The sequence below is a fragment of the Streptomyces sp. NPDC050842 genome, from assembly GCF_044456565.1.
Taxonomy (GTDB): domain Bacteria; phylum Actinomycetota; class Actinomycetes; order Streptomycetales; family Streptomycetaceae; genus Streptomyces.
The window spans coordinates 53,662-79,154 of record NZ_JBITGA010000003.1 but is presented as its reverse complement, the minus strand read 5'-3'; the positions used below and the strand labels follow the sequence as shown (position 1 = coordinate 79,154).

The 25,493-nt window shown below is 71.1% G+C and carries 20 protein-coding genes; 1 reads left to right on the top strand and 19 read right to left on the bottom strand.

The genetic code is table 11. The features are described from left to right. The 14 genes from ACIBG6_RS09535 to ACIBG6_RS09470 form a co-directional block, all read right to left on the bottom strand. Nucleotides 1-2,322 carry a hypothetical protein gene (locus ACIBG6_RS09535; RefSeq protein ID WP_399222020.1) on the bottom strand — a complete coding sequence of 774 codons (2,322 nt, stop codon included), beginning with the start codon at nucleotides 2,320-2,322 and terminating at the stop codon, nucleotides 1-3. Between the two features lie 56 nt (nucleotides 2,323-2,378). Then, on the bottom strand, nucleotides 2,379-2,798 hold the full coding sequence (locus ACIBG6_RS09530) for a hypothetical protein (protein ID WP_399222019.1): 420 nt from the start codon (nucleotides 2,796-2,798) through the stop codon (nucleotides 2,379-2,381). Nucleotides 2,799-2,843: 45 nt separating this feature from the next. Further along, the gene (gene mycP, locus ACIBG6_RS09525; RefSeq protein WP_399222671.1) at nucleotides 2,844-4,022 is read right to left on the bottom strand and encodes a type VII secretion-associated serine protease mycosin; all 1,179 of its coding nucleotides are present in this window, start codon (nucleotides 4,020-4,022) and stop codon (nucleotides 2,844-2,846) included. A gap of 77 nt (nucleotides 4,023-4,099) precedes the next feature. Further along, nucleotides 4,100-5,662, bottom strand: a complete 1,563-nt coding sequence (locus ACIBG6_RS09520) for a hypothetical protein (RefSeq protein WP_399222018.1) — start codon at nucleotides 5,660-5,662, stop codon at nucleotides 4,100-4,102. A 44-nt stretch (nucleotides 5,663-5,706) separates the two neighbouring features. Then, the gene (locus ACIBG6_RS09515) at nucleotides 5,707-6,177 is read right to left on the bottom strand and encodes a hypothetical protein (RefSeq protein ID WP_399222017.1); all 471 of its coding nucleotides are present in this window, start codon (nucleotides 6,175-6,177) and stop codon (nucleotides 5,707-5,709) included. Between the two features lie 119 nt (nucleotides 6,178-6,296). After that, the gene (locus ACIBG6_RS09510; protein ID WP_399222016.1) at nucleotides 6,297-8,624 is read right to left on the bottom strand and encodes a xanthine dehydrogenase family protein molybdopterin-binding subunit; all 2,328 of its coding nucleotides are present in this window, start codon (nucleotides 8,622-8,624) and stop codon (nucleotides 6,297-6,299) included. Continuing rightward, a complete protein-coding gene (locus tag ACIBG6_RS09505) occupies nucleotides 8,621-9,988 on the bottom strand; it encodes a 2Fe-2S iron-sulfur cluster-binding protein (protein WP_399222015.1) in 1,368 nt (455 codons plus the stop codon). Before ACIBG6_RS09505 ends, ACIBG6_RS09510 begins: the two co-directional genes overlap by 4 nt. Further along, nucleotides 9,985-10,860 (bottom strand): FAD binding domain-containing protein, encoded by an 876-nt coding sequence (locus ACIBG6_RS09500; protein WP_399222014.1) that lies wholly within the window; start codon nucleotides 10,858-10,860, stop codon nucleotides 9,985-9,987. Before ACIBG6_RS09500 ends, ACIBG6_RS09505 begins: the two co-directional genes overlap by 4 nt. A gap of 225 nt (nucleotides 10,861-11,085) precedes the next feature. Continuing rightward, nucleotides 11,086-12,756: a beta-N-acetylhexosaminidase gene (locus ACIBG6_RS09495; protein ID WP_399222013.1), complete on the bottom strand. Its 1,671-nt coding sequence runs from the start codon at nucleotides 12,754-12,756 to the stop codon at nucleotides 11,086-11,088. Nucleotides 12,757-12,760: 4 nt separating this feature from the next. Next, nucleotides 12,761-13,621 carry a carbohydrate ABC transporter permease gene (locus tag ACIBG6_RS09490; RefSeq protein WP_399222012.1) on the bottom strand — a complete coding sequence of 287 codons (861 nt, stop codon included), beginning with the start codon at nucleotides 13,619-13,621 and terminating at the stop codon, nucleotides 12,761-12,763. Continuing rightward, on the bottom strand, nucleotides 13,618-14,586 hold the full coding sequence (locus ACIBG6_RS09485) for a carbohydrate ABC transporter permease (RefSeq protein WP_399222011.1): 969 nt from the start codon (nucleotides 14,584-14,586) through the stop codon (nucleotides 13,618-13,620). Before ACIBG6_RS09485 ends, ACIBG6_RS09490 begins: the two co-directional genes overlap by 4 nt. 5 nt (nucleotides 14,587-14,591) lie before the next feature. Next, a complete protein-coding gene (locus ACIBG6_RS09480) occupies nucleotides 14,592-15,935 on the bottom strand; it encodes an extracellular solute-binding protein (protein ID WP_399222010.1) in 1,344 nt (447 codons plus the stop codon). Between the two features lie 270 nt (nucleotides 15,936-16,205). Continuing rightward, nucleotides 16,206-16,493 carry a DUF3039 domain-containing protein gene (locus tag ACIBG6_RS09475; RefSeq protein ID WP_024761666.1) on the bottom strand — a complete coding sequence of 96 codons (288 nt, stop codon included), beginning with the start codon at nucleotides 16,491-16,493 and terminating at the stop codon, nucleotides 16,206-16,208. Nucleotides 16,494-16,523: 30 nt separating this feature from the next. Beyond that, complete coding sequence (locus tag ACIBG6_RS09470; protein ID WP_329623175.1) at nucleotides 16,524-17,084, bottom strand: YqgE/AlgH family protein; 561 nt, start codon at nucleotides 17,082-17,084, stop codon at nucleotides 16,524-16,526. A 286-nt stretch (nucleotides 17,085-17,370) separates the two neighbouring features. Between ACIBG6_RS09470 and murA the strand changes: the two genes are divergently transcribed. Then, a complete protein-coding gene (gene murA, locus ACIBG6_RS09465) occupies nucleotides 17,371-18,711 on the top strand; it encodes a UDP-N-acetylglucosamine 1-carboxyvinyltransferase (RefSeq protein ID WP_056641222.1) in 1,341 nt (446 codons plus the stop codon). A 127-nt stretch (nucleotides 18,712-18,838) separates the two neighbouring features. Here the strand turns inward: murA and ACIBG6_RS09460 are convergent, their stop codons facing one another. From ACIBG6_RS09460 to ACIBG6_RS09440, 5 genes are all read right to left on the bottom strand, one after another. Then, complete coding sequence (locus ACIBG6_RS09460) at nucleotides 18,839-19,120, bottom strand: HU family DNA-binding protein (RefSeq protein WP_017237029.1); 282 nt, start codon at nucleotides 19,118-19,120, stop codon at nucleotides 18,839-18,841. A 360-nt stretch (nucleotides 19,121-19,480) separates the two neighbouring features. Further along, nucleotides 19,481-20,905: an NAD-dependent malic enzyme gene (locus ACIBG6_RS09455; RefSeq protein ID WP_399222009.1), complete on the bottom strand. Its 1,425-nt coding sequence runs from the start codon at nucleotides 20,903-20,905 to the stop codon at nucleotides 19,481-19,483. 389 nt (nucleotides 20,906-21,294) lie between these two features. Then, complete coding sequence (locus tag ACIBG6_RS09450; protein WP_399222008.1) at nucleotides 21,295-23,643, bottom strand: HelD family protein; 2,349 nt, start codon at nucleotides 23,641-23,643, stop codon at nucleotides 21,295-21,297. 63 nt (nucleotides 23,644-23,706) lie between these two features. Next, on the bottom strand, nucleotides 23,707-24,261 hold the full coding sequence (locus ACIBG6_RS09445) for a GNAT family N-acetyltransferase (protein WP_399222007.1): 555 nt from the start codon (nucleotides 24,259-24,261) through the stop codon (nucleotides 23,707-23,709). 33 nt (nucleotides 24,262-24,294) lie between these two features. Next, nucleotides 24,295-25,434 (bottom strand): uroporphyrinogen-III synthase, encoded by a 1,140-nt coding sequence (locus ACIBG6_RS09440; protein WP_399222006.1) that lies wholly within the window; start codon nucleotides 25,432-25,434, stop codon nucleotides 24,295-24,297. Nucleotides 25,435-25,493: the final 59 nt, after the last annotated feature.

Sequence of the window (25,493 nt, the reverse complement as noted above, 5' to 3'; positions counted from 1 at the left end):
TCACTTCTTCTGCTCGTACGGGTCGGGGAGCGAGTTGTCGCGGGAGTGCATGCGCGAGTCCCGGACGTACTTGACCAGTTCCTCGTCGAGGTAGTTCCGGTCCCGCTCGCTCCAACCGGGGGCGTTCGCGTAGGCGATGCCCGGCCTGAGCGAGTTCTCCTTGCCCATGGCCAGTGCCTCGTCCTTCAGGTCGTCCGACTTCTTCTTGAGCAGCTCGTCCTTCTCGTACTTCTCGGCCATGTCGGTGGCTTCCATGCCGATGAAGGTCACCACGGCGCCGCCCACCGTCTCGGCGGCCAGTGGTACGAGTACGCCACCGGCGCCGCCGGTCAGGGCGACGACACCGCCCGCCGCGACCGCGCCGACCCCGAACTTGACCCACTCGGTCGTCTTGCCGACGGCCTTCTTGTGTTCCTCGGAGTCCTTCTCGTAGTCCTTGTCGATCTGCGCCATGCGGGACTCGTCCATGATTCCCTGCGCCTCCGACCCGATGCGCAGGGTCGTCCGGGCGTCGGTGAGGTCCCGGTCCTCGAAGGTGGATCCGGGCTTGGGGCCCACCTCGTCGAGGACGCTCGTCGTGTACAGCATCTCGGCCGCCGAGAGCGTGGAGTGGCCGGTCTCGCTCTGCGACACGATGCCCATGAAGTTGACGGCGTCGCCGCGGTTCCAGAGCAGCCCGGTGTCGAACTCCTCGCCGAACCGGGACTTGCCCTTGTCGTCGTTGTACCCGAAGGGGGAGTTCGACTTCTCCTCCATCGTCGTGTCGCTGTCCGTCTCCAGGGAGCGGTTCAGCTCGTCGATGTAGGCGGCGCCCATCTTGCCGAGGCTGTCGTCGATGCCCTTCTGCTCATGCATGTACTTGGGGTCGTCGCCGTACCGCTCGACGACCTTCTGCATGACCTCCGCGTTCTCCTTGGTCCGCACGTCCTTGAGGCCCTCGACCTCGGCGTCGTACGGATGGCCGGTGGTCGCGGACTCCAGGGCGTGGCCCAGCGCGTTGTAGCCGGGCTCCTTGGTCCTGTCGCCCTTGTCGTTCAGCTCCTCGGGCCACTGGCGGTCCTTGGAGAAGTAGTCGAAGGGGTCGAGCTTCTTGTTGTCCTTGGTGTTCTCGGGCGTGACGTCGATGCTGCTGTTGAAGAACTCCGTCGACGCCTTGGGGTTGTGCCCGAGCGCCTCCATGAAGCCGATCATGGGATCGTTGCCCAGGTCGCCGCCCTGCCAGTTCAGGTGGCTCGGCATGCCGCCCATCTGCTGCCAGGCGCGATCGGCGGGCAGCCGTCCGTCGTGCGTCATCTTCCGCTCGGTGACCACGAGACCGTTGCCGTAGTCCTTCAGGAACTTGTCGTCGTAGTCGCCGACCCGCATCAGGTTGCTCATGACCTGGAAGCCGTACGGGCTGGTGCCGCGCGTCTGGATGGGCTCGCTGCCGGCCTTGATGACGTCGGACTTCCACTGCTCCATCTCGGGGCTCGTGGAGTGGGTGGCAGTGGCGAGCGTCATGCTCCAGTTCGTCTGGAGCTCCTTCAGCTTGTCGCGGTGGTCGACACCGAGGCGCGAGCCGTCGCTCGGGTCGCCCATGTCGGCCCAGTACTCCATGCTGCCCTTCGGCCCGACCTCCAGGGCGAACTTCTCGGCGAAGTACGGGTCCTTCTGGTTGGCCTTGAAGAGGGCGTTGAGCTTGTCGATCTCCGCCGGGGTGGCCTCGTCGCCCTTCTTGTACAGCTCGTAGGCGGCGTGCGCGTCCTCGGCGTCCTGCACCTTGGAGGCGGCGGCGAGCGAGTCGTAGCTCGTACCGGAGAAGTTGTTCCTGTCCGAGCCGACGAGGCCGCGCAGCGCCCGCGACGCCACGTCGTCGGCGTTGTTCGCCCGGTCGACCGCGGCCTTGATCGCCGAGCGCATCGCTTCGAACTCGGCCTGCTCGGGCTTGGGCCCGTCGTAGTCCTTGCCGCGGCGGTCGGGGTGGACCAGGTGGCTGACGGCGCCGTCCTGGTCGATGCGGATGCCCTTGCCCGGGGCCTCCGCGACCAGCTTCTCCAGCTCGCTCTTCGCGGCCTGGAACTCGCTCTCCGCGTCCCGCAGGATGTTGCGGATGCTGGTCGCCCCGATGAGGGCGTCGCCGAACTCCTTGGCGGTCTTCCGGACGAACTCCTGGGTGATCCCGGCGTTCTCGCCCTTCCAGTCGGCCTTGTCTGCCTTGCCCTTGAGCCCGGTTTCGGCCTTTTCCTTGGACTTCTCCAGCTTGGAAACCGCCTCCGACCAGCCCGTCACAGCCTCCTTGAGGCTGCCGAGCCGGGCGTGGAGAACCTGGTCGAACTTCAGCATCTAACGTCCCTCGTCAGCCGTTGCCGCGCCGTGCTGTGCCGTGCCCTGCCGGCGGCTTACTTGAAGTGCTCGTTGATCGTGGACATGGAGAAGTTCGTGACCAGCACTTCTTCATGGTTGGCGTGGCTGATGACCGTGTCCTCAAGGTGGTTGTGGATGTGCGCGCAGGCGCTGAGGAGCGTCTCGGCCTGGTCGCGCCAGGTACTCCACATGGCCCACAGCGCCGATCCGGTCAGGAACCCGTCGCCGTCCAGGCTCTTGCCCGCCGCGTCGGTCTGGGCACCCGCGTGGAAGGCGTCCCGCTCGAACCAGTGGAAGAGCTCCTGGGCCTCGTTGCCGATGGCCTTGAGGTCGGCGGACGTCACCTTGTAGTCGCTGGGGCCACCACTGCCCCCACCGGATTCGGCGGGCACACCGTTGAGCCTCATGGCAGCGTTCTCGCTGCGGAGTTGGCCCCACTCCTCGTCGAACGACATCTACTTCCCCACGTGAGTCACGGACGTTCGGCGGTACGGGCTGGTTCAGCCTCGCCGCGAACGGAGTACAGGTACGGCGACGCCGACCCCGAGCAGCACAGCCGCACCGATCCCGAGCCCGATCCAGAGCCCGGTGTTGCCACCCTCGGCGGCTGCGGCCTGCGGGGCCGGCGCGGGGGCCACGGTGGTCTCCACCGGACCGGGGTCGGAGGGCCGGGTTTCGGCTGCGGAAGGCGTGGCGGTCGCGACCTCGGTGAGGTCGTCGATGGGCCGGACGTCGGCCGGGCCGGGGTCGCCGGGCGTCTTCAGCGTACGGAGCGGGCGGATGGCGCCGTACCCGAGGAAGTCGCTGCGCTTGTCGCCGACGGGCTTGGAGATGGTGTTGAGCATGACCTTCAGGACCTGGTTGTTGGTCCAGTCGGGGTGCTTCGACCACAGGAGCGCGGCGGCGGCGGAGGCCAGGGCGGTGGCGTCACTGGTACCGATGGACTTGCACATGCCCGTGCCACCACCGCAGGCGTGCACGATGTCCTTGCCGGGCGCGACGATGTCGACCTGGTCGCCATGCTGGGAATTGAAGACTCGCGTCCCCTTGTTGTCGACGCCGCCCACCCCGACGACACCGGGAGTCGCACCCGGGAACTCCAAGGGGTTGCCCTTGTCGCCGCTGTTACCGACGGCGGCGAAGACGAGCGATCCCTTGTCGAGGGCGTACTTCACCGCTTCGGTGAGCTGCTGCGAGCCCGCCCCCGTGCCCAGGGAGATGTTGATGACCTTGGCGCCGGCGTCAGCCGCATACCTGATCGCTGGAGGAACGACGCGGTTGAAGTTCTCCTCACCCTGGACCATGCTGACGTTGCCGCCTTCCAGTCCGGGAACGCGGACCGGAAGGATCTTGGCGCCGGGGGCCAGTCCGAATGCCCCGTTGCCACCATCACGTTCACCGGTGCCCGCGATGACGCCTGCCATGCCCGTGCCGTGCCCGGTGTAGTCGGTGAACTGGTCGCCGGGCTGGACGGAGGCCGCGAAGTCCTTGCCCTCCAACACCTGACCCCGAAGATCCGGATTCTGCTTGTCCACACCGCCGTCGATCACCGCGACGGTGACTCCCTTGCCCGTGCTGAGCTGCCAGATCTCCTCGGCGCCGAAAGCATCCAGGTGCCACTGCTGGGCGCGGAAGTCCTCCGCGTGGGCGGGGACGGAAGCGATGCCCACCAACAGCATCCCCAAGGCGGCCGAGGCGGTGACTCGGGCACGGCTCCGACGAATACTGCTGGTAGACATCTGCTTCCTCGCGCTGATCAGTCGATGACGGGCGGCGCCACGCGGCGGCCCTGCTGCCAGGTCTCCTCGTCCTCGACGAGGTAGTCGGGACGCTCTCCGTTCGTGTCCTCGCGCTCGCGACCGGCCGGTGTGGTGGCTCCGCGCACGAGGCCGGAGCCGCCGGGCGTGAAGGGACGCGCGCCGCCCGCGGCGCCGACGGCGCCGGGGCGCTGTGCCTTGCCGCCGACGACTCCGCCGGTCTCACCGGCGAGGCGGCGACCGCCGCTGATGCCGTTCTGGCCGGCGCCCGCGCCACCTCCCATGGAGGTGCCCATGCCTCCACCCATCGGGCCGCGGCCCATGCCCGTGCTGTTACGCCCGCCCTGCTCCGTGCCGATGACGGTGCTGCGCGGAAGGCCGGTCGGGGGACGCCCCTGCGTGCTCTGCACCTGGCGTCCGCCACTGATGCCCTCGCGGGGAACGTTGAGCCCGCTGCGCTGGCCGCCGGGCATCGGACCGCGAGGGTTGCCGTTGCCTCCGGTGACGGGCTGGGTAGGGGCCAGAGGGCCCGGTCCGCCCTTCGTGACCACAGGAGGCATGCCGGTGGTCACGAACGGAGGCGTACCGCCGTCCTTCGTGATCGGCGGCGGTGTGCCCTGCGTCGTCGGCCCCGGACCGGTGGTGGTCGGGGTCTGCTGCGGAAGGGTGTCCACGTTGTCGATGCCCAGGTCCACGGGAACGTCGGGCCGGACGTCAGGCCGGACGTCCGGCGGGACCACGGTCGTGTCCTCGGGCCTGATCACCTGAGTCGGCCCGTCCGTGTCACCCTTCGGCGGGATCACGGTCGTGTCGGGCGTGGACCGGGAGTCATCCGGCTGGGTGCCTGTCCGCTGTCTCCCCGTGGTCGTGTCCGTACCGACGGACCTGTCGCCCTGCGGAGTGGAGCCGATGTAGGAAGTGTCGTACCGCTGGTCCGGGTTCTGCGGGACGAACGTCCCCGGCGGCGGCGGGAACGTCGGCGGTTCCGTGGTCCCCATGTGGAAGCTCGACCACTGGTACGCCTGCGACAGGCGGATCATCTCGTCCGCCGCCGCCTGCCGGTTCGCCTCCTCCTTGGCCTCGATGGCCGCGAGCTCTTCGCTGGCCGCCATGGCGTTCCGGGAGTTGCGGGCGACGGTCGCCGAGTCGGGGTCGTTGCGGTACTTCATCGCGGCTTCCAGGTTCGCCTTGGCGGACTCGTGGGAGGCGTACCGGGGCATGGCGCTCTGCGCGAAGGAGATCGCGGCGGCGTTCTCCGTCATCCAGATGGCCCCGCGCTCGCTGTAGTCCGCGAGACCCTTCGTCGAATTGGCCACGTTGTTGGCCCACTCGACGAAGGCCTTCTCGGCCTCGCCCTCCCAGTCCATGCGCCCCATGCTGGCTTGCAACTGACCGGCGATGGTCTCCAACTGCTGCGAGACGGCCTTCAGCCGATCCGCCGCGCTGCCGACGTTGTAGCTGCTGGCTTCGTCGAGCCACGCCAGCATCTGCTCGTGCTTCATGCCGCGGAAGTTCGTTCCGCCGACGCCGCTGCCGACGCCGCCGCCCTCTGCAGGCCTCATCTCTCGCCTCTTCCCCGTGTCCCCGAAATTCCGTCCGCACCCGCCTACTGGAAGTTGCCGCCACCCTCGGTGGCCTGGCCGCCTTCGCTCGCGGGCGCTCCGCGGCCCGCTTCCTTGTCCGCCTTCTCCTTGGCGTCGAAGGTCCGCTGGTGGATCCCGATCATCTTGCGCTTGATGTCGTCGTCCATCTCCTCGAAGCCGTTCTTCGAGGCGACGACCGCGATCCCCAGGCCTTCCAGGCAGTCGTTGAGCAGCCCGGAGAGCTCCACCAGGCGCGAGAGGGTCCCGTCGTACGCCGCATAGGCGCTCTGGGCCTCGCCCCAGGCTGCCCCGCCGCCACCGAATTGGGTGCGCGTCACCGGGTCGGCCTTCAGCTTCCCGGTTCCGGCCTGCGAGCCCTGAAGGTCCTCGATGAGGCCCTCGACCTGCTTCCTGAACGTCTCCATGGAGTCGGCGCTGTACTTGACGGCCTGCGCCCGCATCCCGGACGCCATCCCACCCAACGAGGCTTGCATGCCCGCTCCTCCCCCGTGTGAACTACCGTGCCGCGTCAATCCAAGTCTAGGAGTTCACTGTAGTCAGGAACGACGACAGTGCGCACCTCCGGGTTGCACAAGCAACGGACATCACATGGTTACGAATTGGGCACGGCGACCGCCGCCTGCGGGCGGATCGGGAGCCGGTTGACGGGTCGTCCGGTCGCCGCGCGCACCGCTGAGGCCACTGCGGCGGGTGAGGTGACGACCGGGACCGCGCTCGCCGCCTTCGCGCCGAACGGGGCCACGACATCGCGCTCTTCGATGAGTTTCACGATGCGAATGTCCGGGGCATCCAGGGATGTCGGAAGTGTGTAGCCCGTGAAGTCGGGGTGGCGGACCAGACCTCTGGCGGTGCGGAGGTTCTCCGTGAGGGCCGCGCCGACGCCCTGGGTGACGCCCGCCTCGATACGGGTGGTGAGCTGGGCCGGGTTGAGGATGCGGCCGACGTCCTGGGCCACGGCCATCTCCACGACCCGTACGGCGCCGAGTTCGATGTCCACGTCCACCACCGCGCGGATCGCGCAGAAGGCGAGGCCGACGAAGGCGTCGCCCTGGCCGTCCTCGTCGAGGGGCTCGGTCGGGTGGGGGCGGCACTGGGCGGTGGCCCAGAGTTCCTTGCCGTCCATCGCCTCCGTGACCGTCGTCGACAGGACGCCGTCGTACGAGGTGATCTTGCCGTCGGTGATCTGGAGCAGCTCGGTCGACATGCCGAACTTGTGGGCCAGCGGCTGGAGAAGCTGCGTGCGGACCATCTTGGCCGCGCGCTCCACCGCCCCGCCCGAGACCCACGTGTGCCGGCCGTGCGCCGACGGGCCCGCCGGCGGCTGGTCGGTGTCGACGGGAGCGACCTGGACCTCGTCGATGCCGAGGGTCTCCTGCACGATCTGGCGGGCGAGCGTGGAGAAGCCCGAACCGGTGTCCACGGCCGAGCAGATGACCGTGGCGACCCCGTCCATGACCCGTACGGTCGCCGTCGAGACCTCGTCCATGCCTTCCGCGCCCAGCATGTGCACCATGCCGAGGGCGTAGCCCACGCCCCGCCGCACCGCGCCGGGTTCGCCCGCGCCCTCGGGGCCGCCGGGCAGCAGCCAGTCGTCCTCCGAGGTGTCCTTGGGGAGCGGCGGGAGCGGGAAGTCCCGTACCGCGGAGAGGAGTTCGGCTACCGGGGCCGGGCAGGTGACCGTCTGGCCGGTCGGCAGGATGTCGCCGGTCGCCATCACGTTCCGCATGCGCAACTCGGCCGGGTCCACGCCCAGTTTGGCCGCGAGCTTGTCCATCTGCGCCTCGTAGGCGGCGCACACCTGCATCGCGCCCTCGCCCCGCACATGGCCGGACGGCGGGTTGTTCGTGCGGACCGCCCAGCCTTCGACGAAGGCGTGGGGGACGACGTACGGGCCGCAGGCGAAGGCCACGGCCGCCGCGAGCGACTCGGACGAGGAGTCGGCGTACGCGCCCGCGTCGAGCAGGATCTGCGCCTCCACCTTCACCAGGTGTCCTTCCGCGTCAGCGTGGTGGCGGTAGCGCAGCAGGGTGGGGTGGCGGTGGGCGTGGCCGAGGAAGGACTCCTCGCGGGTGGCGGTGAGCTTCACGGGGCAGCCGGTACGGAGCGCGAGCAGGCCCAGCGGGATCTGGAAGCCGGGGTCCTCCCGGTCTCCGGTGGCGCCGGGGACGCCGGTCACGACCACCTTGACCTGCTCGGGCTGGAGGCCGAAGCAGGCGGCGGCCAGGTCCCGGTCGGTGTGCGGGTCCGTGGACGCGGTGTAGAGCTCGACGCCTCCGTCGGGGCGCGGCACGGCGAGCCCGGCCTCGGCGCCGATCGGCGCCGGGTCCTGGCGGCCGATCCGGTAGAGGCCCTCGACGATGACCTCGCCGGTGGCCTCGGGGTCGCCGAAGCGCAGCGGGATGTGCCGGATGAGATTGCCGTCGGGGTGCAGCGCCTCGGCGGCGAAGGCCTTCTCGGGGTCGGTCACCGGGTCGAGGATCTCGTACTCGACGCTGATCGCGGCCGCGGCGAGCCGGGCCGTGTCGGGGTGGTCGGCGGCGACGGCCGCGAGGGCCTCGCCGTGGTGCCGGACCAGGTCGGCGGCGAAGACGGGCCGGTCGGCGACGCGGCGGCCGTACGTGGCCGCGCCCGGCACGTCGGCGGCCGTCACCACGGCCCGTACGCCCGGCATGGCCGTCGCGGCCGACGTGTCGACGGAGACGATCCGGGCGTGCGGGTGCGGCGAGCGCAGGATCGCGGCCCAGAGCAGGCCCTCCGCCCACAGGTCGGCGGCGTACGGGAAGGTGCCTTCGGTCTTCGCCCGTGCGTCGGTCTGCGGGAGCGAGGTGCCGAGGCCGTGCGCGGCCGGCTCCTGGTCCGATGCCCCGGGGGTGTCCAGGAGCAGGGGAACGGGAACGGCGGTGGTCGCGTCGCTGCTCACGCCATGCCTCCGTCGTGCGGGTGGGGAATCTGGTGCGGGACGCGGGCCTCGGCCGCCGCGGCGTCGGGCGCCGTGTGTGCCGCGGCGCTCGCCTCGCGCTCGGCGACGACGTCCCGTACGGCTTCGAGGACGCCCCGGTAGCCGGAGCAGCGGCAGAGGTTGCCGGCGAGGGCCTGGCGGGTCTCCAGCTCGGTGGGGGCGTGGTTGCCCTCCAGGAGGTCATGCACGGTCATGCACATGCCCGGGATGCAGAAGCCGCACTGGACGGTGCCGCACTTGGACATCGCCCGCTGCACGTCGGACGGCTCGCCGTCGGTGGCGAGCCCCTCGACCGTCCGCACCTCGGAGCCGGCGGCGGTCGCCGCCGGGACCAGGCAGGACGCGACGAGCCGGCCGTCGACCTTCACATTGCACGCGCCGCACTCGCCCTGGGAGCAGCCGTCCTTGGCCCCGGCGAGGCCGAGGCGCTCGCGCAGGACGTAGAGCAGGGACTCACCGATCCAGGAACCGGTGACGGGCCGGTCGGTGCCGTTGACCCGCAGGGTGTACGAGGTGTGGGGGTGCTCGTCGCTGTCCGTGGAGGCGAAGGCGCCGGGCTCGGGGGCGGGAGCGGGGGCGGGCGTGTCGAGCCCCTCGGCCGGGGTCTCGGCCGGTACGTCCGCCGGTACGTCCGACGGGCCGTCCTCCGCGAAGTCCTCCGGACTCGCGTCGGGCTCGGTCTCTTCCTCCGCCTCGCCCTCGTCAGCGGCTGCACCGGTCTCCGTGACCGGCTCCTCCGCGACCGGCTCCTCCGGCAGCGCCCAGGGCGCGGGCGCGCCGCCCGGCAGGGTCGCCGGGGCCTGGTCGTACGAGGTGGGGAGCGGGCGCTCGGCCGCCTCCGGGGCGACGGCTTCCGGTACGGGGACCTCCGCCGCGACCGGGATCTCCCACTGGCCCGTGGAGCCCGCCGTGCCCGTGAAGTTCCACTCCGCCGTCGCGTGCGGGTCCTGGCCGAACCCCTCGACGGGCTGCTCGACGTGCTGGACGTACTCGCCCTGCTCGAAGTACTCGGCGCCCCGGCCCTGGCCGAATTCGTGGTCCACGTACTCGACCTGGTCGAAATGCTGGACCTGCTCCGCCTCCGTCGGCAGGTGCACGTTCCACTGGCCCGTCGCCGACGGATCGGTCGCGGCCGCCGGGGTGAGCGGCTGCAGCGGCATGATCATCGGCGGTACGTAGCCGTGGCCCGGCGCCTCCAGGGGCACGCCGTCCAGCATGAAGTCGGGCGGCAGCTGGACGAAGGCGGTCGCGTCGCCGTCGTAGCCCTCGCTCTGCGGGATCGGCTCCCAGCCGCCCGGGTTCCCGTGCTGTTCGTCGTTGCTCATGCCAGTGCCCTCCCCAGTGCCCGTCGGGCGAGTGCGGCGACCGTGCGCCGCAGGTGCAGTACGGCGGGCGGCAGCTGTTCGTCGCCCGGCGGGTCCGGAATGCAGGCGGCGGCGACGTACTCGCCGAACGCCGCGAGCGCCTCCGGGGCCAGGCCCCGGTCGTTGTCCCAGTCCACCAGCGAGGCGATCCAGCGCTCCGCCTCCAGCGGGCGCAGCGGCATCGGGGCGACGGCGCCGACCGCGCAGCGCACCCCGCGCCGGGCCGGGTCGAGGACGACGGCGACGGAGGCGGTGGCGCGGGCCGGGCCGGTGCGGCCGGTGGCCTTGACGAAGACCTGGGGGGCGTGGAGCAGCGGGACGCGGACGAAGCCGACCAGCTCGCCGGGGGCCAGCAGGTCGCGGCCCGCGAGCAGGTGGGAGACGGGGATCTCGCGGGTGCCGAGCGGGCCCACGACGACGAGGTCGGCCTCCAGGGCGGCGAGCACGGGCAGCGAGTCGCCGGTCGGTGCGGCGGTGACCACGTTGCCGCCGAGGGTGCCGGCGTTGCGGATCTGGGGCGGCCCGGCGGCGCGGGCCGCGGCGGCGAGGGCCGGGATGAGCGCGGCGAAGTCGGGGCGGCCCATCCGGGCGTGGGTGAGGCCCGCGCCGAGGAGGGCGTGGCCGTCCTGGTACTGCCAGCCGCGGATCTCGTTGATGCGGCTCAGGCCGACGAGTCCGGCGGGGCGGAGCTGACCTCTGTTGACGGCGGCCATCAGGTCGGTACCGCCGGCTACGGGCACGGCGGCCGGCATGGCGGTCAGCGCCGCCACGGCCTCGTCGAGCGAGGCGGGCAGCGTCACGGACTGCGCCGTCTGTGGTGCGTGCGTGGTCAACCCGCTGCCCCTTCCCGGTGTCCCGGTGGTCCCCGACTGTGCCCGGCGGTCGCGCCTGCGTGTGGGCGTACCGTACGTGCTCACAGGCCGGACGTGGCAACTCTGGCACATCTTCCGAGCCGTCCGGCGCGAGGGTCCGCGAAGGACTGTTCCGTCCGGGACGCCCCAGGAGCGACGGTAACTTCCGTTTCGCCGCTCTTGGGTGAACCGGGGGCGCGACCTCCCTCACACGATCGGGGGCGTCCCCTCCAGAGGCCGTCCGACCACTCCCGGGCGTCGCTGCCAGGGGTGCGGTCCGGCGGCCGGGCGGTAGTCGACGCCGAGGGCTTCGAGGCGCCGGTAGTGGGTGTCCATCCGGCGCTCGAAGCCCGCGTAGTCGCGGTCGTCGGGGGTGGGCAGCGCGGACCAGGCGACCTCGGCGAAGGCGGCGAGGCGCGGGAAGACCTGGTAGTCGACGCGGGCCCGGTTCTCCATGACCTCGGTCCAGACGTTGGCCTGGGTTCCCAGGATGTGGGCGGCGGCCTCCGGCGAGAGCCCCGGCGGGACGGGCTCGAAGCGGTAGACGTCCTCCAGGGTGCGGACGTACCCGATGGGCATCGGCTCGTCGTCGCCCGGCGCCTGACGGTGGTCCAGGTAGACCTGCTGCTCGGGGCACATGACGACGTCGTGGCCGGCCTCGGCGGCGGTGATCCCGCCCGCGTACCCCCGCCAGGACGACACGGCCGCGCCCTCGGCGAGGCCGCCCTCCAGGATCTCGTCCCAGCCGATCAGGCGGCGTCCGCGTGCGGCGAGCCAGCGGTCGAAGTGGCGGATGAACCAGGACTGGATCCCGTCCTCGTCGGCGAGCCCGAGCTCCTTGATGCGGGCCTGGGCGGCCGGGGAGGCCTTCCACTGGTCCTTGGGGCACTCGTCGCCGCCGACGTGGACGAAGGTGGAGGGAAAGAGGCCGAGGACCTCCTCGAAGACGCCCTCGTAGAAGCGGAGGACGGCCTCGGTCGGGGCGAGGACGTTCGGGTTGACGCCCCAGGTGTCCCAGACGGTGAGGGCGGCGGTGTCGACGACGTCGGTGTTGCCGAGTTCGGGGTACGCGGCGATCGCGGCCTGCGCGTGGCCCGGGAGGTCGATCTCGGGGACGACGGTGATGTGCCGTTCGGCGGCGTAGGCGACGATCTCGCGGATGTCGTCCTGGGTGTAGAAACCGCCGTGCGGGGCCTCGGTCCAGAGGGGCGAGGCCCGGTGTCCCCACTTGGTACGGGACCGCCACGCGCCGACCTCGGTCAGCCTGGGGTGGCGCTTGATCTCGATGCGCCAGCCCTGGTCGTCGGTGAGGTGGAAGTGGAAGACGTTCAGCTTGTGGGCGGCGAGCAGATCGAGTTGGCGCAGGACGTCGTCCTTGGGCAGGAAGTGCCGGGAGACGTCGAGGAGGAGCCCGCGCCAGCCGAAGCGGGGCGCGTCCCGGACGGTGACCCGGGGCAGGCTCCACTCCCCCGCCGTCACGGGCGCCTTGCGGTACGCGTCCGGGCCGAGGAGCTGCCGGAGGGTCTGGGCTCCCCAGAACACCCCGGCGGGGCCGCCGCCCTCGATGAGGACGGCCGAGCCGGCGGCCTCGTCGGCGAACGAGCCGGCGAACGAGCCGTCGGTGGAGAGGCGGTAGCCCTCGGGGCCGTGCTCCCGTGCCACGTCCTCGCTGATCCGCAGGCGGACGGCGTGCGGTCCGGCGCCGTCGGCGAACGGCAGTCCGGTGGCGGCGCCCAGGGTGGCGCGCAGCCAGCGCGCGGTGCTCTCGGTGCCCGCGCCGGCGTCGAGGGTCGTCCGCTCGTCGAGCGAGGCGTACTCCGGGGCGCTCTTCCGGCGCTCGACCGACAGGGGTGCGGGGATCAGATCCGTATCTGCCATCACGTCAGTCCTTCACCGCCCCGCCGAGTCCCGAGACCAGGCGGCGCTGTACGAGTACGAAGAAGACGAGCACCGGGATCGTCATCACGGTCGACCCGGCCATGATTCCTCCCCAGTCGTTCTCGTCGGGCTTGAAGAAGACGAGCAGCGCCATCGGCAGGGTCGACTGCGAGGTGTCGCTGATGAGGAAGGACTTCGCGAAGAGGAAGTCGTTCCAGGTCGAGATGAACGAGAAGACGCTCGTCGCCACCAGACCGGGGAAGACCAGCGGGAAGAGGATCTGCCACAGGAAGCGGGTGCGGCTCGCGCCGTCGATCTGGGCCTGTTCCTCCAGGGCCTCCGGGACCGCCTTGACGAAGCCCCGGAGCATCCAGATCGCGAAGGGGAGCGAGAAGGCCAGGTGCGGCAGGATCAGCGAGCCGAGGGTGTTGAGCTGCCCGAAGTCCCGCATGAGGAAGAACAGCGGGATCGTGAGCGCCTCGACCGGCACCATCTGGGCGACCAGGAACATGACGAGGAGCGTCGTCCGGAACCGGAAGCGGAACCGGGTGACCGCCGTCGCCGCCAGGAAGGCGATGAGCGCGGACGCGAGGACGACCGTGCCCGCCACCAGGAGCGAGTTGAGGAAGTAGCGACCGAAGTCCTGCTGGTCGAAGACGCGCCGGAAGGAGTCGAGGGACGGGGAGAGGGTCCACGGCCTGGGGTCGGTCGACTGGATCTCGCCCGCCGGTTTGAGGGCCGAGAGGACCATCCAGTACAGGGGGAAGGCGACGGCCGCCGCGACGAGGAGCGTGGCCGCCTCGGCGGCGAGGCGCCCGGGCCGCCGTATCCGGGTACGGATGCGGAAGGAGGTCGGGGCACTCAAAGTTCTTCTCCCTGGCGTCGCAGGAGCCGCAGGTAGACCAGGGTCACGGCCAGCAGGATCAGCAGCATGACCACGCCGATCGCCGAGCCCAGGCTGTACTGGGACGAGGCGAAGGCCTTCTGGTACGCGTACACGTTGAGGACGAGGTTCTGGCCGGCGATGCCGCCGCCGTTGGTCATCACGTAGATCTGGGTGAAGAGCTTGAAGTCCCAGATGATCGACTGGATGGTGACGACGACCAGGATCGGCCGGAGCATCGGCGCCGTGACCGAGCGCCAGATCCGCCACTGCGAGGCGCCGTCGAGGGCGGCGGCCTCCAGGACCTCGGACGGGACGGCCTTGATGCCGGCGTAGACGGTGACCATCACGAACGGGAAGGAACACCAGACGACTTCGAGGAGGACGAGGGCGAACGCGCTGTACCGCCCGTACGTCCAGGAGAAGTCGCCCAGGCCGAGGAGCCGGTTCACGGGCCCGAAGTCGGGGTCGAAGAGGAAGACCCAGACGGTGGAGCCGGTGACGGCGGGCGTGGCCCAGGCGCCGAGCGCTGCCACCATCAGGGCGAGCCGGGGCAGGGCCCGGACCCGGGTCAGGAGGACCGCGAGGGCGCAGCCGACGGCGAGCGTGGTGACGACGCAGGCGGCGGCGAAGAGGACGGTGGCGAGGAGGACGTGCCAGAACTGGGGGTCCGCGAAGAGGGTCGTGTAGTTGCCGAACCCCTTGAAGGACGTGGGTTCGCCGCCGCTGACCTGGGCCTGGGTGTACTCCAGGAAGGAGATGAGGCCCAGTTGGTAGACGGGGTAGACGAGGAGTCCGCCGATGACGGCGAGGGCGGGCAGGAGGTACAGCCAGGGGGTCCAGGCGCTGGTGCGCCGGGCGGGGCGGGGGGTCCGCGCGCGGCCCCGGGGGGCCGGGCGCGGAGTCGTGCCGGTCCGCTTCCCGGTGAGGTCGAGCTGGGTCGTCATGCGTGTCAGCTCGCCGGCGCGAAGGCCGCGTCCATCTTCTTCGCGGCGTCGTCGGCCGCCGCCTTGACGTCCTTACGGCCGCTCACGACCTCCTGGAACAGCGTCGGCAGGACGAGGGAGGAGTCGATCTGGCCCCAGCCGGGGGACGCGGGGACGAACTTGGTCCCGGCGTCGAGGGTGTCGATGAAGGGCTTCACGAAGGGCTGACGCTGTGCTGCGGCGGCCCGTACGTCGGTGTAGGTGGGGAGGAAGCCCATCGCGTCGAAGAGCTTGCCCTGGGTGTCCTTGCCGGTGAGGGACTTCAGGAGGTCGACGGCGAGGGTGCGGTGCGAGGTGCTCTTGAGGACGCCGATGTTGTTGCCGCCGGCGAAGGCCGGGGCGATCGAGCCGGGGGCCGTGCCGGGCAGCGGGACGACCGCGTACTTCCCCTTGACCGTGCCGGCCTCGACGGCCGCGTGGCTGAAGTCGCCGCCGATGGCCATGGCGGCCTTGCCGGAGGCGAAGGCGGTGACGGTCGCGTTGCCGCCCATCTGGGCGCACTTGGCGGCCGGGCAGTTGTCGTCGCCGAAGAGCGAGGTGTAGGTGGCGATGCCCTTGCGCGCGGCCTCGCTGTTGACTGCTGCTTTGTAAGAGCCGTTGTTCTCCGTCGCGAGTTCGCCGCCCGCGGCCCAGACGAAGGGCATGGCGCCGTAGGTGTAGGCGCCGCCGACGGCGATGCCGTACAGGTCGGGCTTCGCCTTGCGGATCTTCTTGGCGGTGGTGATCAGTTCGGCCTGGCTCTTGGGGGCGGTGAGGCCGAGTTCCTTGAAGACGTCGGTGCGGTAGTAGAGCGCGCGGAGGCCGACGAAGAGCGGGGCGCCGTAGACCTTGCCGCCGACGGTGACGGACTGCTTCGCCGTCGGGTCGGTGTCCTTGGCCTCGTCCCAGGCCGCGAACTCGGCGCTGATGTCGGCGAGTCCGCCGTCCTTGACGTATCCGGCGGTGTCGGTGTTGCCGTACTCGATGAGGTCGGGCGCCGACTCGGGGTCGTTGAAGGCGGCCTTGACGCGCTGGGCGCGGGTCTCGACGGGGATGTACTCGATCTCGACCTTCGCGCCCTGGTTCCGCTTCTCGAAGGCGGCGACGGCCTGGTCGACGACCTGCTCCTTGGGCTTGTTGCTCACCTCCTGGAAGAGCCAGACGCGCAGGGTGCCGCTCTTCTCGTCCGCCGCGGCCTTGCCGTCCGATGTCTGGGGCGCGCAGGCGGTGGCGGCGAGGCCTGTCAGCAGGAGTACGGCGGCGGTGGCGGTGATGGGGGTCCCCCCTGCTCGAGCGAAGCCGAGAGCTCGGGGGAGGGCAGGAAGCTTCATGGCGGATCCCCTCCGGATGCGTGCGTTGCAACATGCGCAATGCGCGTTTCGTTCTGCACAACACGCGTGAGGTTAGGCGGGCTTCCGGCGAGCCGACAAGAGGTCTCGACCACCTCAACCACTCCGTGACCGGCGAAAGCACCCTGTGCAACGGCGAGGCGGCCGGGAAAGGGCGGAAGCCCCCCGGGAACGCGAAACGGCCCCCGCCGCGCGTGCCGAAGCACGCGCGACGGGGGCCGTCCCCGACGTCAGGACCTGAAGGATCCCCGCTTACTTGTCCTTGCCGCCCTTGTCCTTGTCGCCACCACCGGCGCCCATGGACTCGTAGATCTCCTTGCACATGGGACAGACCGGGTACTTCTTGGGGTCGCGCCCCGGCACCCAGACCTTCCCGCACAGCGCCACGACGGGAGTCCCGTCGAGGGCGCTCGCCATGATCTTGTCCTTCTGGACGTAGTGGGCGTAGCGCTCGTGGTCGCCGTCACCGTGGGACACCTGCGGAGTCGGCTCCACGAGGGTTCCCGTACCTGCCCCGCGCTCGGGCTCGAGAGTGCTCATAACCGCCAAGGGTACTGAAAGCCGTGGGGGTCAGTTGAGGGACGGGTCGTCGGGGTACGTCGCGATCATGGCGAGCTCGCCGCGCTGGCGGCGCAGGACCTGCCGCCAGAGGGTCTCGGGGTGCGGCGCGGAGACGTCGCCGGGCTCCGACTCGACCACGTACCAGGCTCCGTCGCCCAGCTCGGACTCCAGCTGGCCGGGGCCCCAGCCGGCGTAACCGGCGAAGATCCGCAGGGAGCCGAGGGCCGGTCCGAGCAGCTCGGGCGGGGCTTCCAGGTCGACGAGGCCGATCGCCCCGAACACCCGCCGCCAGCCGAGGGGGCCCTCGTCGCCGGGGATCACGGCGACGCCGAGCGCCGCGTCGAGCGAGACGGGGCCGCCCTGGAAGACGACGCCGGGCTCGCCGGCGAGTCCGGCCCAGGGCGCGAGGATGTCGCCGACGGTCACCGGCGTCGGCCGGTTGAGGACCACGCCGAGCGAGCCCTCGTCGTCGTGGTCGAGCAGCAGGACGACCGCGCGGTCGAAATTCGGGTCCGCCAGCGCGGGGGTGGCCACGAGCAGCCGTCCTGTGAGCGAGGACACCTCGGTCATGCGACACATGATCCCGCATCTTCGGCGTTCGCGGGCACTGTCGGGGGCGATCGGGGCGCGGTGGCGGGAAGTCGACGGCCTTCGCAGTTCAGAAGGGCGCGGGAGGTCCTCCCGCACGGACGAACCGGCACAAGCGGACGGTGACGCTCCGCAAGATCACGAGAACAGAGGGTGTTGTGCCGAATTCATTACATCTGCCAGACCCCCCGACACACCCGAAAGGGGTCTCATGGCCCCTTACCCTTTTCTCTGGCCACCCGACCGACCCCACCGGAACGCGAGATTCATGACCGGCAAAGACGATGTCCTGCTTGTCCACGGCGGAACCCCGCTGGAGGGCGAGATCCGCGTCCGCGGCGCGAAGAACCTCGTGCCCAAGGCGATGGTCGCCGCCCTGCTCGGCAGCGGTCCCAGCCGACTGCGCAACGTTCCCGACATCCGTGACGTCCGCGTGGTCCGCGGACTGCTCCAGCTGCACGGGGTGACGGTCCGTCCGGGCGAGGAGCCCGGCGAGCTCGTCCTCGACCCGACGCACGTGGAGTCCGCGAACGTCGCCGACATCGACGCGCACGCCGGCTCGTCCCGCATCCCGATCCTGTTCTGCGGCCCGCTGCTGCACCGCCTGGGCCACGCCTTCATCCCGGGCCTCGGCGGCTGCGACATCGGCGGCCGGCCGATCGACTTCCACTTCGACGTGCTCCGCCAGTTCGGCGCCACGATCGAGAAGCGGGACGACGGTCAGTACCTGGAGGCCCCCCAGCGTCTTCGCGGTTGCAAGATCCGCCTCCCGTACCCCTCGGTCGGCTCGACCGAGCAGGTGCTGTTGACGGCGGTGCTCGCCGAGGGCGTCACCGAGCTGTCGAACGCGGCCGTGGAGCCCGAGATCGAGGACCTCATCTGCGTACTGCAGAAGATGGGCGCGATCATCTCCATGGACACCGACCGGACCATCCGGATCACCGGTGTCGACCGCCTCGACGGCTACACCCACCGGGCGCTCCCGGACCGCCTGGAGGCGGCCTCCTGGGCGTCGGCAGCGCTGGCGACCGAGGGCAACATCTACGTGCGCGGCGCCCAGCAGCGCTCGATGATGACCTTCCTCAACACGTACCGGAAGGTGGGTGGCGCCTTCGAGATCGACGACGAGGGCATCCGCTTCTGGCACCCGGGCGGCTCGCTCAACGCGATCGCCCTGGAGACGGACGTGCACCCCGGCTTCCAGACGGACTGGCAGCAGCCGCTGGTCGTGGCCCTGACGCAGGCCTCGGGCCTCTCCATCGTCCACGAGACGGTGTACGAGTCGCGTCTCGGCTTCACCTCCGCGCTGAACCAGATGGGCGCGCACATCCAGCTGTACCCCGAGTGCCTGGGCGGCTCCGACTGCCGCTTCGGCCAGCGCAACTTCCTGCACTCGGCGGTCGTGAGCGGCCCGACGAAGCTCCAGGGCGCCGACCTGGTCATCCCCGACCTGCGCGGCGGTTTCTCGTACCTGATCGCGGCCCTGGCGGCCCAGGGCACGTCCCGGGTCCACGGCATCGAGCTGATCAACCGCGGCTACGAGAACTTCATGGAGAAGCTCGTCGAGCTCGGCGCGAAGGTCGAGCTTCCCGGCAGCGCGCTGGTCTAGCGGGGCTGTACGGCGCCTCCCGAGGCCCGTACAGCGCCTTCTGAGGCGCAAACGAAAGGGCGGCCACCCCCTGACAGGGTGGCCGCCCTTTCTGCGCCTCCAGGCTGCTTACGCGGCCTTGGGGGCCTTACTTGCCCTTGGCGGCTTCCTTGAGCTTCGAGCCCGCGGAGACCTTCACGCTGTAGCCGGCCGGGATGTTGATCGGGTCGCCGGTCTGCGGGTTACGAGCGGTGCGAGCGGCACGGTGGGTGCGCTCGAAGGTCAGGAAGCCGGGGATGGTGACCTTCTCGTCGCCCTTGGCGACGACCTCACCGACGGTCTCGGCGAGAGCGGCCAGCACGGCGTCGGCGTCCTTGCGGGTCACCTCGGCGCGGTCGGCCAGGGCGGCCACCAGCTCACTGCGGTTCATGTTGTTACTCCCGTGTTCTTCTTGCCTGTGAGGCGTGCCACGCGGCGGAAGCCGCGTGATTGGGTACAGCGAAGCCGATGCTGCCAGGGCCTTCGGACAGTCCCCGGACCCGGGTCTAATGACAGACCCTCGCGCCCAAACACGCATCCTGCCCCCACCAGCGGCGGGAACGCCAATCCGGCACCCCCTGGGGTCACACGAAATGCGCCGGAGCCCCGTGGTGGTGACGTTCCGTCGACTCCACGATTTCCGTGCGGAGCCGAAAAGCCACCCTAAAGGCGGGTTTGCGGCATCGCGAATCGCGACGCGCCGTCAGCGCGCGCTCGACACGTACGGTCGGCGCGCGCCCGGCACACGCCGTCAGCGCCCGTTCGAGCCCGCGCCCGCGGCCTTGGCCGCGGTGCGCACGGCTCCGGCGACCGCTCCGGCGACCTTGTCGTTGAAGACCGACGGGATGATGTAGTTCGGGTTGAGCTCGTCCTCGGTGACCACGTCGGCCAGGGCCGAGGCCGCCGCCAGCATCATCTCCGTGTTGACGGTACGGGACTGGGCGTCGAGCAGACCGCGGAAGACACCCGGGAAGACCAGCACGTTGTTGATCTGGTTCGGGAAGTCCGAGCGGCCCGTGGCGACGACGGCGGCCGTCTGACGCGCGGCGGCCGGGTCGACCTCCGGGTCGGGGTTCGCGAGCGCGAACACGATGGCGCCCTCCGCCATGGCGGCGACGTCCTCGGCGCCCAGCAGGTTCGGGGCCGAGACGCCGATGAAGACGTCCGCGCCGACGACGGCCTGCTTGAGGGTGCCGGTGACGCCCTCGGGGTTGGTGTTGTCGGCGATCCAGCGCAGCGGCGAGTCGGCAGAGGCGTCCACGAGGTCCGCGCGGTCCGCGTGCACGACGCCCTGGATGTCGGCGACGACGGCGTGCTTGACGCCCGCCGCGATGAGCAGCTTGAGGATGGCCGTACCGGCCGCGCCGGCACCGGACATGACGACCCGTACGTCACCGATGCCCTTGCTCACCACGCGCAGCGCGTTGGTGAGGGCGGCGAGGACGACGATGGCCGTACCGTGCTGGTCGTCGTGGAAGACGGGGATGTCGAGGGCCTCGCGCAGCCGGGCCTCGATCTCGAAGCAGCGCGGCGCGGAGATGTCCTCCAGGTTGATGCCCGCGAAGCCGGGGGCGATCGCCTTGACGATCGCGACGATCTCGTCGGTGTCCTGGGTGTCGAGGCAGAGCGGCCAGGCGTCGATGTCGGCGAAGCGCTTGAAGAGGGCGGCCTTGCCCTCCATGACCGGCATGGCGGCCATGGGGCCGATGTTGCCGAGGCCGAGGACGGCGGAGCCGTCGGTCACGACCGCGACGGTGTTGCGCTTGATGGTGAGGCGGCGGGCGTCCTCGGGGTTCTCGGCGATCGCCATGCACACCCGGGCGACGCCCGGGGTGTAGATCATGGAGAGGTCGTCACGGTTCCGGATGGGGTGCTTGGACGCCATCTCGATCTTGCCGCCGAGGTGCATCAGGAACGTACGGTCGGAGACCTTGCCGAGGACGACACCCTCGATGGTGCGGAGCTGCTCGACGATCTCGTCGGCGTGCGCCGTGGAGGTCGCGGCGATGGTGACGTCGATCCGCAGCTTCTCGTGGCCGGAGGCGGTCACGTCGAGGCCGGTGACGGATCCGCCGTGGGACTCCACCGCCGTGGTGAGCTGGGAGACCGCGGTTCCGCTCGCGGGAACCTCCAGCCGGACCGTCATCGAATACGAGACGCTGGGCGCCGTTGCCATGGCCGAGTTCCTCTGCTTTCCCTGAGCTTCGTTGCTACGCCGCCCCGGCTGGTTGCCTGGCGGCGCCCTCCGATGGTCGCACCTACCTGCCGGTAGCAGGTAATGCGGTCATTTTGTTTTCGGAAAGTAGTTTCCACCATACGAGAAGTCTCAGGGGAACAGAAGAGGCTCCAGTCACCGGAGGTGACTGGAGCCTCATTTTTGTACGTATGTCTAAATGGCACCGACCCGCCATGCTCGCCTCGCGGCAAGTGGTCCCTCTAAGGGACGAAGGTTGGGCCCGGGGGCTTGGATCGAGCCGGTGCCACGACAAGGCTAACAAACCACCCTGGATAGTGATTCCGGCGCCACAGGTTGACTGGAAATCAACCCCGGGACGGCGCGGGAGGTCAGTCCCGCAGCAGGTCCGGCACCCCCGCCTCGTCCGGCATGTCCCCCGCCCCCGCGACCACCGTGAGCTGTTGCGTCGCACGCGTCAGCGCCACGTAGAGCACCCGCAGGCCGGCCGGCGACTCGTCCGCGATCTCCGCGGGCGAGACGACCACCGTCGCGTCGTACTCCAGGCCCTTCGCCTCCAGGGAGCCGAGCGCCACCACCCGGTCGCCCAGCTCGGCGAGCCAGCGGGCGGCCTCCGCGCGCCGGTTCATGGCGACGACGACGCCCACCGTGCCCTCGACCCGCTCCAGGAGCAGAGCGGCCTCGGACCGAACAGTTTCAGCCAAGTCGCCCTTCCCCGACGTCTCCCGAACCAGGACGAACCGGGGCTCGACGCCCGTCGAGCGGACCGCGCGCGGTGACTCCTTGCCCGGCATGGCGAGGGCGAGGACCTTGGCGGCGAGCTCGGCGATCTCCGCCGGGTTCCGGTAGTTCACGGTCAGCTCGAAGCGGCGCCGCGGCCGGCTGCCGAGGGCCTCGTCCCGCGCCTCGGCGGCCTCGTCCGGGTCCGACCAGGAGGACTGCGCCGGGTCGCCGACGACCGTCCACGTGGCGTGCCGGCCGCGCCGCCCGACCATCCGCCACTGCATGGGCGTGAGGTCCTGCGCCTCGTCGACGATGACGTGCGCGTACTCGGTGCGCTCGGCGGCGAGCCGCTCGGCCCGCTCGCGCTGCGTCTCCTCCCGTACGGGCATGAGCTCTTCCAGGCCCGAGAGCTGGTCCAGCGGGTCGTACTCCCGCTTCTTGCGGGGCCGGGCCGGCGCGCCGACCAGGGTGTTCAGCTCGTCGAGGAGCGCCACGTCGTGGACGGAGAGCTCCCGGCGGCGCAGCGAGCGGGCGAGCCGCCGCACCTCGCCCGGGTTGAGGATCCGGCGGGCCCAGCGGCCGAGCCGCCGCTCGTCGGCCATCGCGTCGAGCACCTTGCGCGGGGTGAGCTCGGGCCACCAGGCGTCGAGGAAGCCGAGGAAGGAGTCCTCGGTGGAGACGTCCTCGTCGAAGGAGGAGCGCAGCTCGGCCGCGAGCTCGGGGTCGCTGTGCCGGCCGACGGCGCCGGACTTGGAGTACAGCGCGTCGAGGAGCAGCCGGCGGGCGCGCGGGCGCAGCAGGTTGACGGGGGCGGTGCCGCCGAGGACGTTGTGGCGGATGCGCCGGAGCTCGTCGGCCTCCAGCTCGATCCGGCGGCCGAAGGCGACGACCCGGAGCCGGACGGGCGTCCCGGTGGGCTCGGCGGGCTCCTCGCCGAACTCCAGCTGGTCCCCGGCCGGCCGGCGGGGCGCCGGGGTCTCCAGGGCCCCCCTGGCCGCCTTCCGCAGGACGTGGAGCATGCGGGAGGAGCCCTTGATCCGGGCGACGGCCGGTTCGTCGTAGGCGGTGGCCTCGCAGCCGTCGACGAGGCTGCCGACGGCGCGGATCGCGACCTGGCCCTCCTCGCCGAGGGAGGGCAGGACGCCCTCGGTGTACGAGACGAGGAGCGGGGTCGGCGAGACGATGAGGATGCCGCCCGCGTACCGCCGCCGGTCCTGGTACAGCAGATAGGCCGCCCGGTGCAGGGCGACGGCGGTCTTGCCGGTGCCGGGGCCGCCCTCCACGTACGTGACGGAGGCGGCGGGCGCGCGGATGACGAGGTCCTGCTCCGCCTGGATGGAGGAGACGATGTCCCGCATGGTGTGGCTGCGGGCCTGGCCGAGGGCGGCCATCAGGGCGCCGTCGCCGATCACGGGCAGCTCGCGCCCGTCGAGGGTGGCCCGCAGCTCGGGGCGCATGAGGTCGTCCTCGACGCCGAGGACCCTGCGGCCCTTGGAGCGGATGACGCGGCGGCGCACGACCCGGCCGGGGTCGACCGGGGTCGACCGGTAGAAGGGCGCGGCGGCGGGCGCGCGCCAGTCGATCACCAAGGGGGCGTAGTCGGAGTCGAGGACGCCGATCCGCCCGATGTGGAGGGTCTCGCCGATGTCGGCGGTGTTGTCCGGGCGTACGGCGTCCTCGGCGGGCTCCACGGAGGTGTACGCGCCGTCGGGGCCCTTCTTGCCGTCCTTGCCGTACAGCAGGTCGATGCGCCCGAAGAGGAAGTCCTCGAACTCGTTGTTGAGCCTGTTGAGGTGGATGCCGGCGCGGAACACCTGGGCGTCGCGCTCGGCGAGGGCGCCGGGCGTGCCGACCTGGCCCCGCTGGGCGGCGTCGTTCATCAGGAACTCCGCTTCGTGGATCTTCTCCTCCAGCCGGCGGTAGACCTGATCCAGATGTTCCTGCTCGACACCGATCTCACGGTCTCTGACCGTGTCCACGGCTTCCTGCGCGGCCACCTAAGGCCCCCTTCTGACGTGCACTGGGCAGCCGTCGAGCGTACGCCACCGGAAGGCACCGTGTCAGGCGCGATCACCGTTCACGGGGAGGGATCCCGGAAAGCCGGGCGGCGGGTCGTCGTGCAGGAGTCGCTGGAAGAGGTGGTGGTCGCGCCACTCCCCGGCGATGTGGAGGTAGCGGGGCGCGGTGCCGATCTGCGCGAACCCGCCCTTTGCCAGGACCCGTTGGGAGACGTGGTGGTCGAGGACGGTGCACGCCTCGATCCGGTGGAGGCCGAGCTCCTCGCGGGCGGCGCGGCAGGCTTCCTCGAGAAGTGAGGTGGCCACGCCCCGCCCGGTGTACTCGTGATCGACCCAGTAGCCGAGCGAGCCACTGCGGAAGGGCCCGAGGACGATCCCGGAGAGGGTCGCGGAGCCGATCACCCGGTCCCCGTCGACCGCGAACCACCGCACCCCGCCGTCCGCGAGCCGCTCGGCCTGCCCCTCGGCGGTGTAGTAGCGCTCGGGCCGGTAGGGCTCCCAGGGCTTCATGTGTTCCCGGTTCCGCAGCAGGGCGGCGGCGAGTGCCTCCGCGTCGGCGGGGTCTGCGGGGCGGATGCGGAGTCCTTCGGCGATCATCCCCGTACCGTAACGCCCGTTTCCCGGGCGGCTCTACGGCGTGTCGTACTTGTCGTCCGCGGCCGGGTCCAGGGCCAGCCGGTAGCCGCGCTTGACGACGGTCTGGATCAGTTTCGGGGTGCCGAGCGCCGTCCGGAGACGGGCCATCGCCGTCTCCACCGCGTGCTCGTCGCGGCCGGCGCCGGGCAGCGCCCGCAGCAGGTCGGCCCGGGAGACCACCCAGCCGGGGCGGCGGGCGAGCAGCCCCAGGAGGGCCATCCCGGCGGGCGGGACGGGGCGCAGGGCGCCGTCGAGGAGGACCGCGTGGCCGCGGACCTCCACCCGGTGGCCGGCGACCGGCAGGACCCGGGCGCGGGCCGGGAGCTCCTTGCAGAGCAGCTGGACGAGCGGGCCGAGGCGGAACCGCTCCGGCTGGTACGTGTCGATGCCCTCGGCCTGGAGCGGGAGCGCCGTCACGGGCCCCACGCAGACCGCGAGCACCTCGTGCCGGAGCGCGGCGACGAGTTCGGCCCGTACGCCCCTTTCCTCCGCCCGGGAGAAGAGGGAGGCGGCGGCCGGGGCGCTGGTGAAGGTCACCGCGTCCAGGGTGCGGGCGAGGGTGGCGTCGAGGAGCCGGTCCAGCGGGCCGACGTCCTCGGGGGGCATCCAGCGGTAGACGGGGACGCCGACGACCTCGGCGCCGCCGGCCGTGAGGGCCTCCACGAAGCCGGGCAGCGGCTCCCCGTGCAGCTGGAGCGCGATGCGCCGGCCCTCCACGCCCTCGGCGAGGAGCCGGTCGAGGACCTCGGCCATGGACTCCGAGGAGGGCGACCAGGACTCGGTGAGTCCGGCGGCCCGTACGGCTCCCTTGACCTTCGGGCCCCGGGCGAGGAGCTCGACCTCCCGCAGGACGGCGAGGAGGTCCTCTCCGTATCCCCAGCCGTCGGCGGCCTCGACCCAGCCCCGGAAGCCGATCGCCGTGGTGGCGACGACGACGTCCGGGGCGTGGGCGATGAGTTCCTTGGTGGCGGCGAGGAGCTCGGTGTCGTCCGCGAGGGGCACGATCCGCAGGGCGGGGCCGTGGACGACGGCCGCGCCTCGCCGGCGCAGCAGCGCGATGAGTTCGTCCGCGCGCCGCGCCGCGGTGACACCGACCGTGAAGCCGGCGAGGGGGCCGTGTTCTTGCTCGTCCATGGGGCCAGAGCCTGACGGGGATGCGTGACGGACTCGGTTCGCGCGTATTTCCTGGTCGT

Coding starts and splice junctions, on each gene's coding strand:
- ACIBG6_RS09440 (WP_399222006.1), bottom strand. CDS start 25,434: ATGGACGAGCAAGAACACGGCCCCCTCGCCGGCTTCACGGTCGGTGTC.
- ACIBG6_RS09475 (WP_024761666.1), bottom strand. CDS start 16,493: ATGAGCACTCTCGAGCCCGAGCGCGGGGCAGGTACGGGAACCCTCGTG.
- ACIBG6_RS09505 (WP_399222015.1), bottom strand. CDS start 9,988: ATGAGCAACGACGAACAGCACGGGAACCCGGGCGGCTGGGAGCCGATC.
- ACIBG6_RS09445 (WP_399222007.1), bottom strand. CDS start 24,261: ATGATCGCCGAAGGACTCCGCATCCGCCCCGCAGACCCCGCCGACGCG.
- ACIBG6_RS09515 (WP_399222017.1), bottom strand. CDS start 6,177: ATGCAAGCCTCGTTGGGTGGGATGGCGTCCGGGATGCGGGCGCAGGCC.
- ACIBG6_RS09485 (WP_399222011.1), bottom strand. CDS start 14,586: ATGACGACCCAGCTCGACCTCACCGGGAAGCGGACCGGCACGACTCCG.
- ACIBG6_RS09530 (WP_399222019.1), bottom strand. CDS start 2,798: ATGTCGTTCGACGAGGAGTGGGGCCAACTCCGCAGCGAGAACGCTGCC.
- ACIBG6_RS09470 (WP_329623175.1), bottom strand. CDS start 17,084: ATGACCGAGGTGTCCTCGCTCACAGGACGGCTGCTCGTGGCCACCCCC.
- ACIBG6_RS09460 (WP_017237029.1), bottom strand. CDS start 19,120: ATGAACCGCAGTGAGCTGGTGGCCGCCCTGGCCGACCGCGCCGAGGTG.
- ACIBG6_RS09495 (WP_399222013.1), bottom strand. CDS start 12,756: ATGGCAGATACGGATCTGATCCCCGCACCCCTGTCGGTCGAGCGCCGG.
- ACIBG6_RS09520 (WP_399222018.1), bottom strand. CDS start 5,662: ATGAGGCCTGCAGAGGGCGGCGGCGTCGGCAGCGGCGTCGGCGGAACG.
- ACIBG6_RS09455 (WP_399222009.1), bottom strand. CDS start 20,905: ATGGCAACGGCGCCCAGCGTCTCGTATTCGATGACGGTCCGGCTGGAG.
- ACIBG6_RS09535 (WP_399222020.1), bottom strand. CDS start 2,322: ATGCTGAAGTTCGACCAGGTTCTCCACGCCCGGCTCGGCAGCCTCAAG.
- ACIBG6_RS09480 (WP_399222010.1), bottom strand. CDS start 15,935: ATGAAGCTTCCTGCCCTCCCCCGAGCTCTCGGCTTCGCTCGAGCAGGG.
- murA (WP_056641222.1), top strand. CDS start 17,371: ATGACCGGCAAAGACGATGTCCTGCTTGTCCACGGCGGAACCCCGCTG.
- mycP (WP_399222671.1), bottom strand. CDS start 4,022: ATGCTGTTGGTGGGCATCGCTTCCGTCCCCGCCCACGCGGAGGACTTC.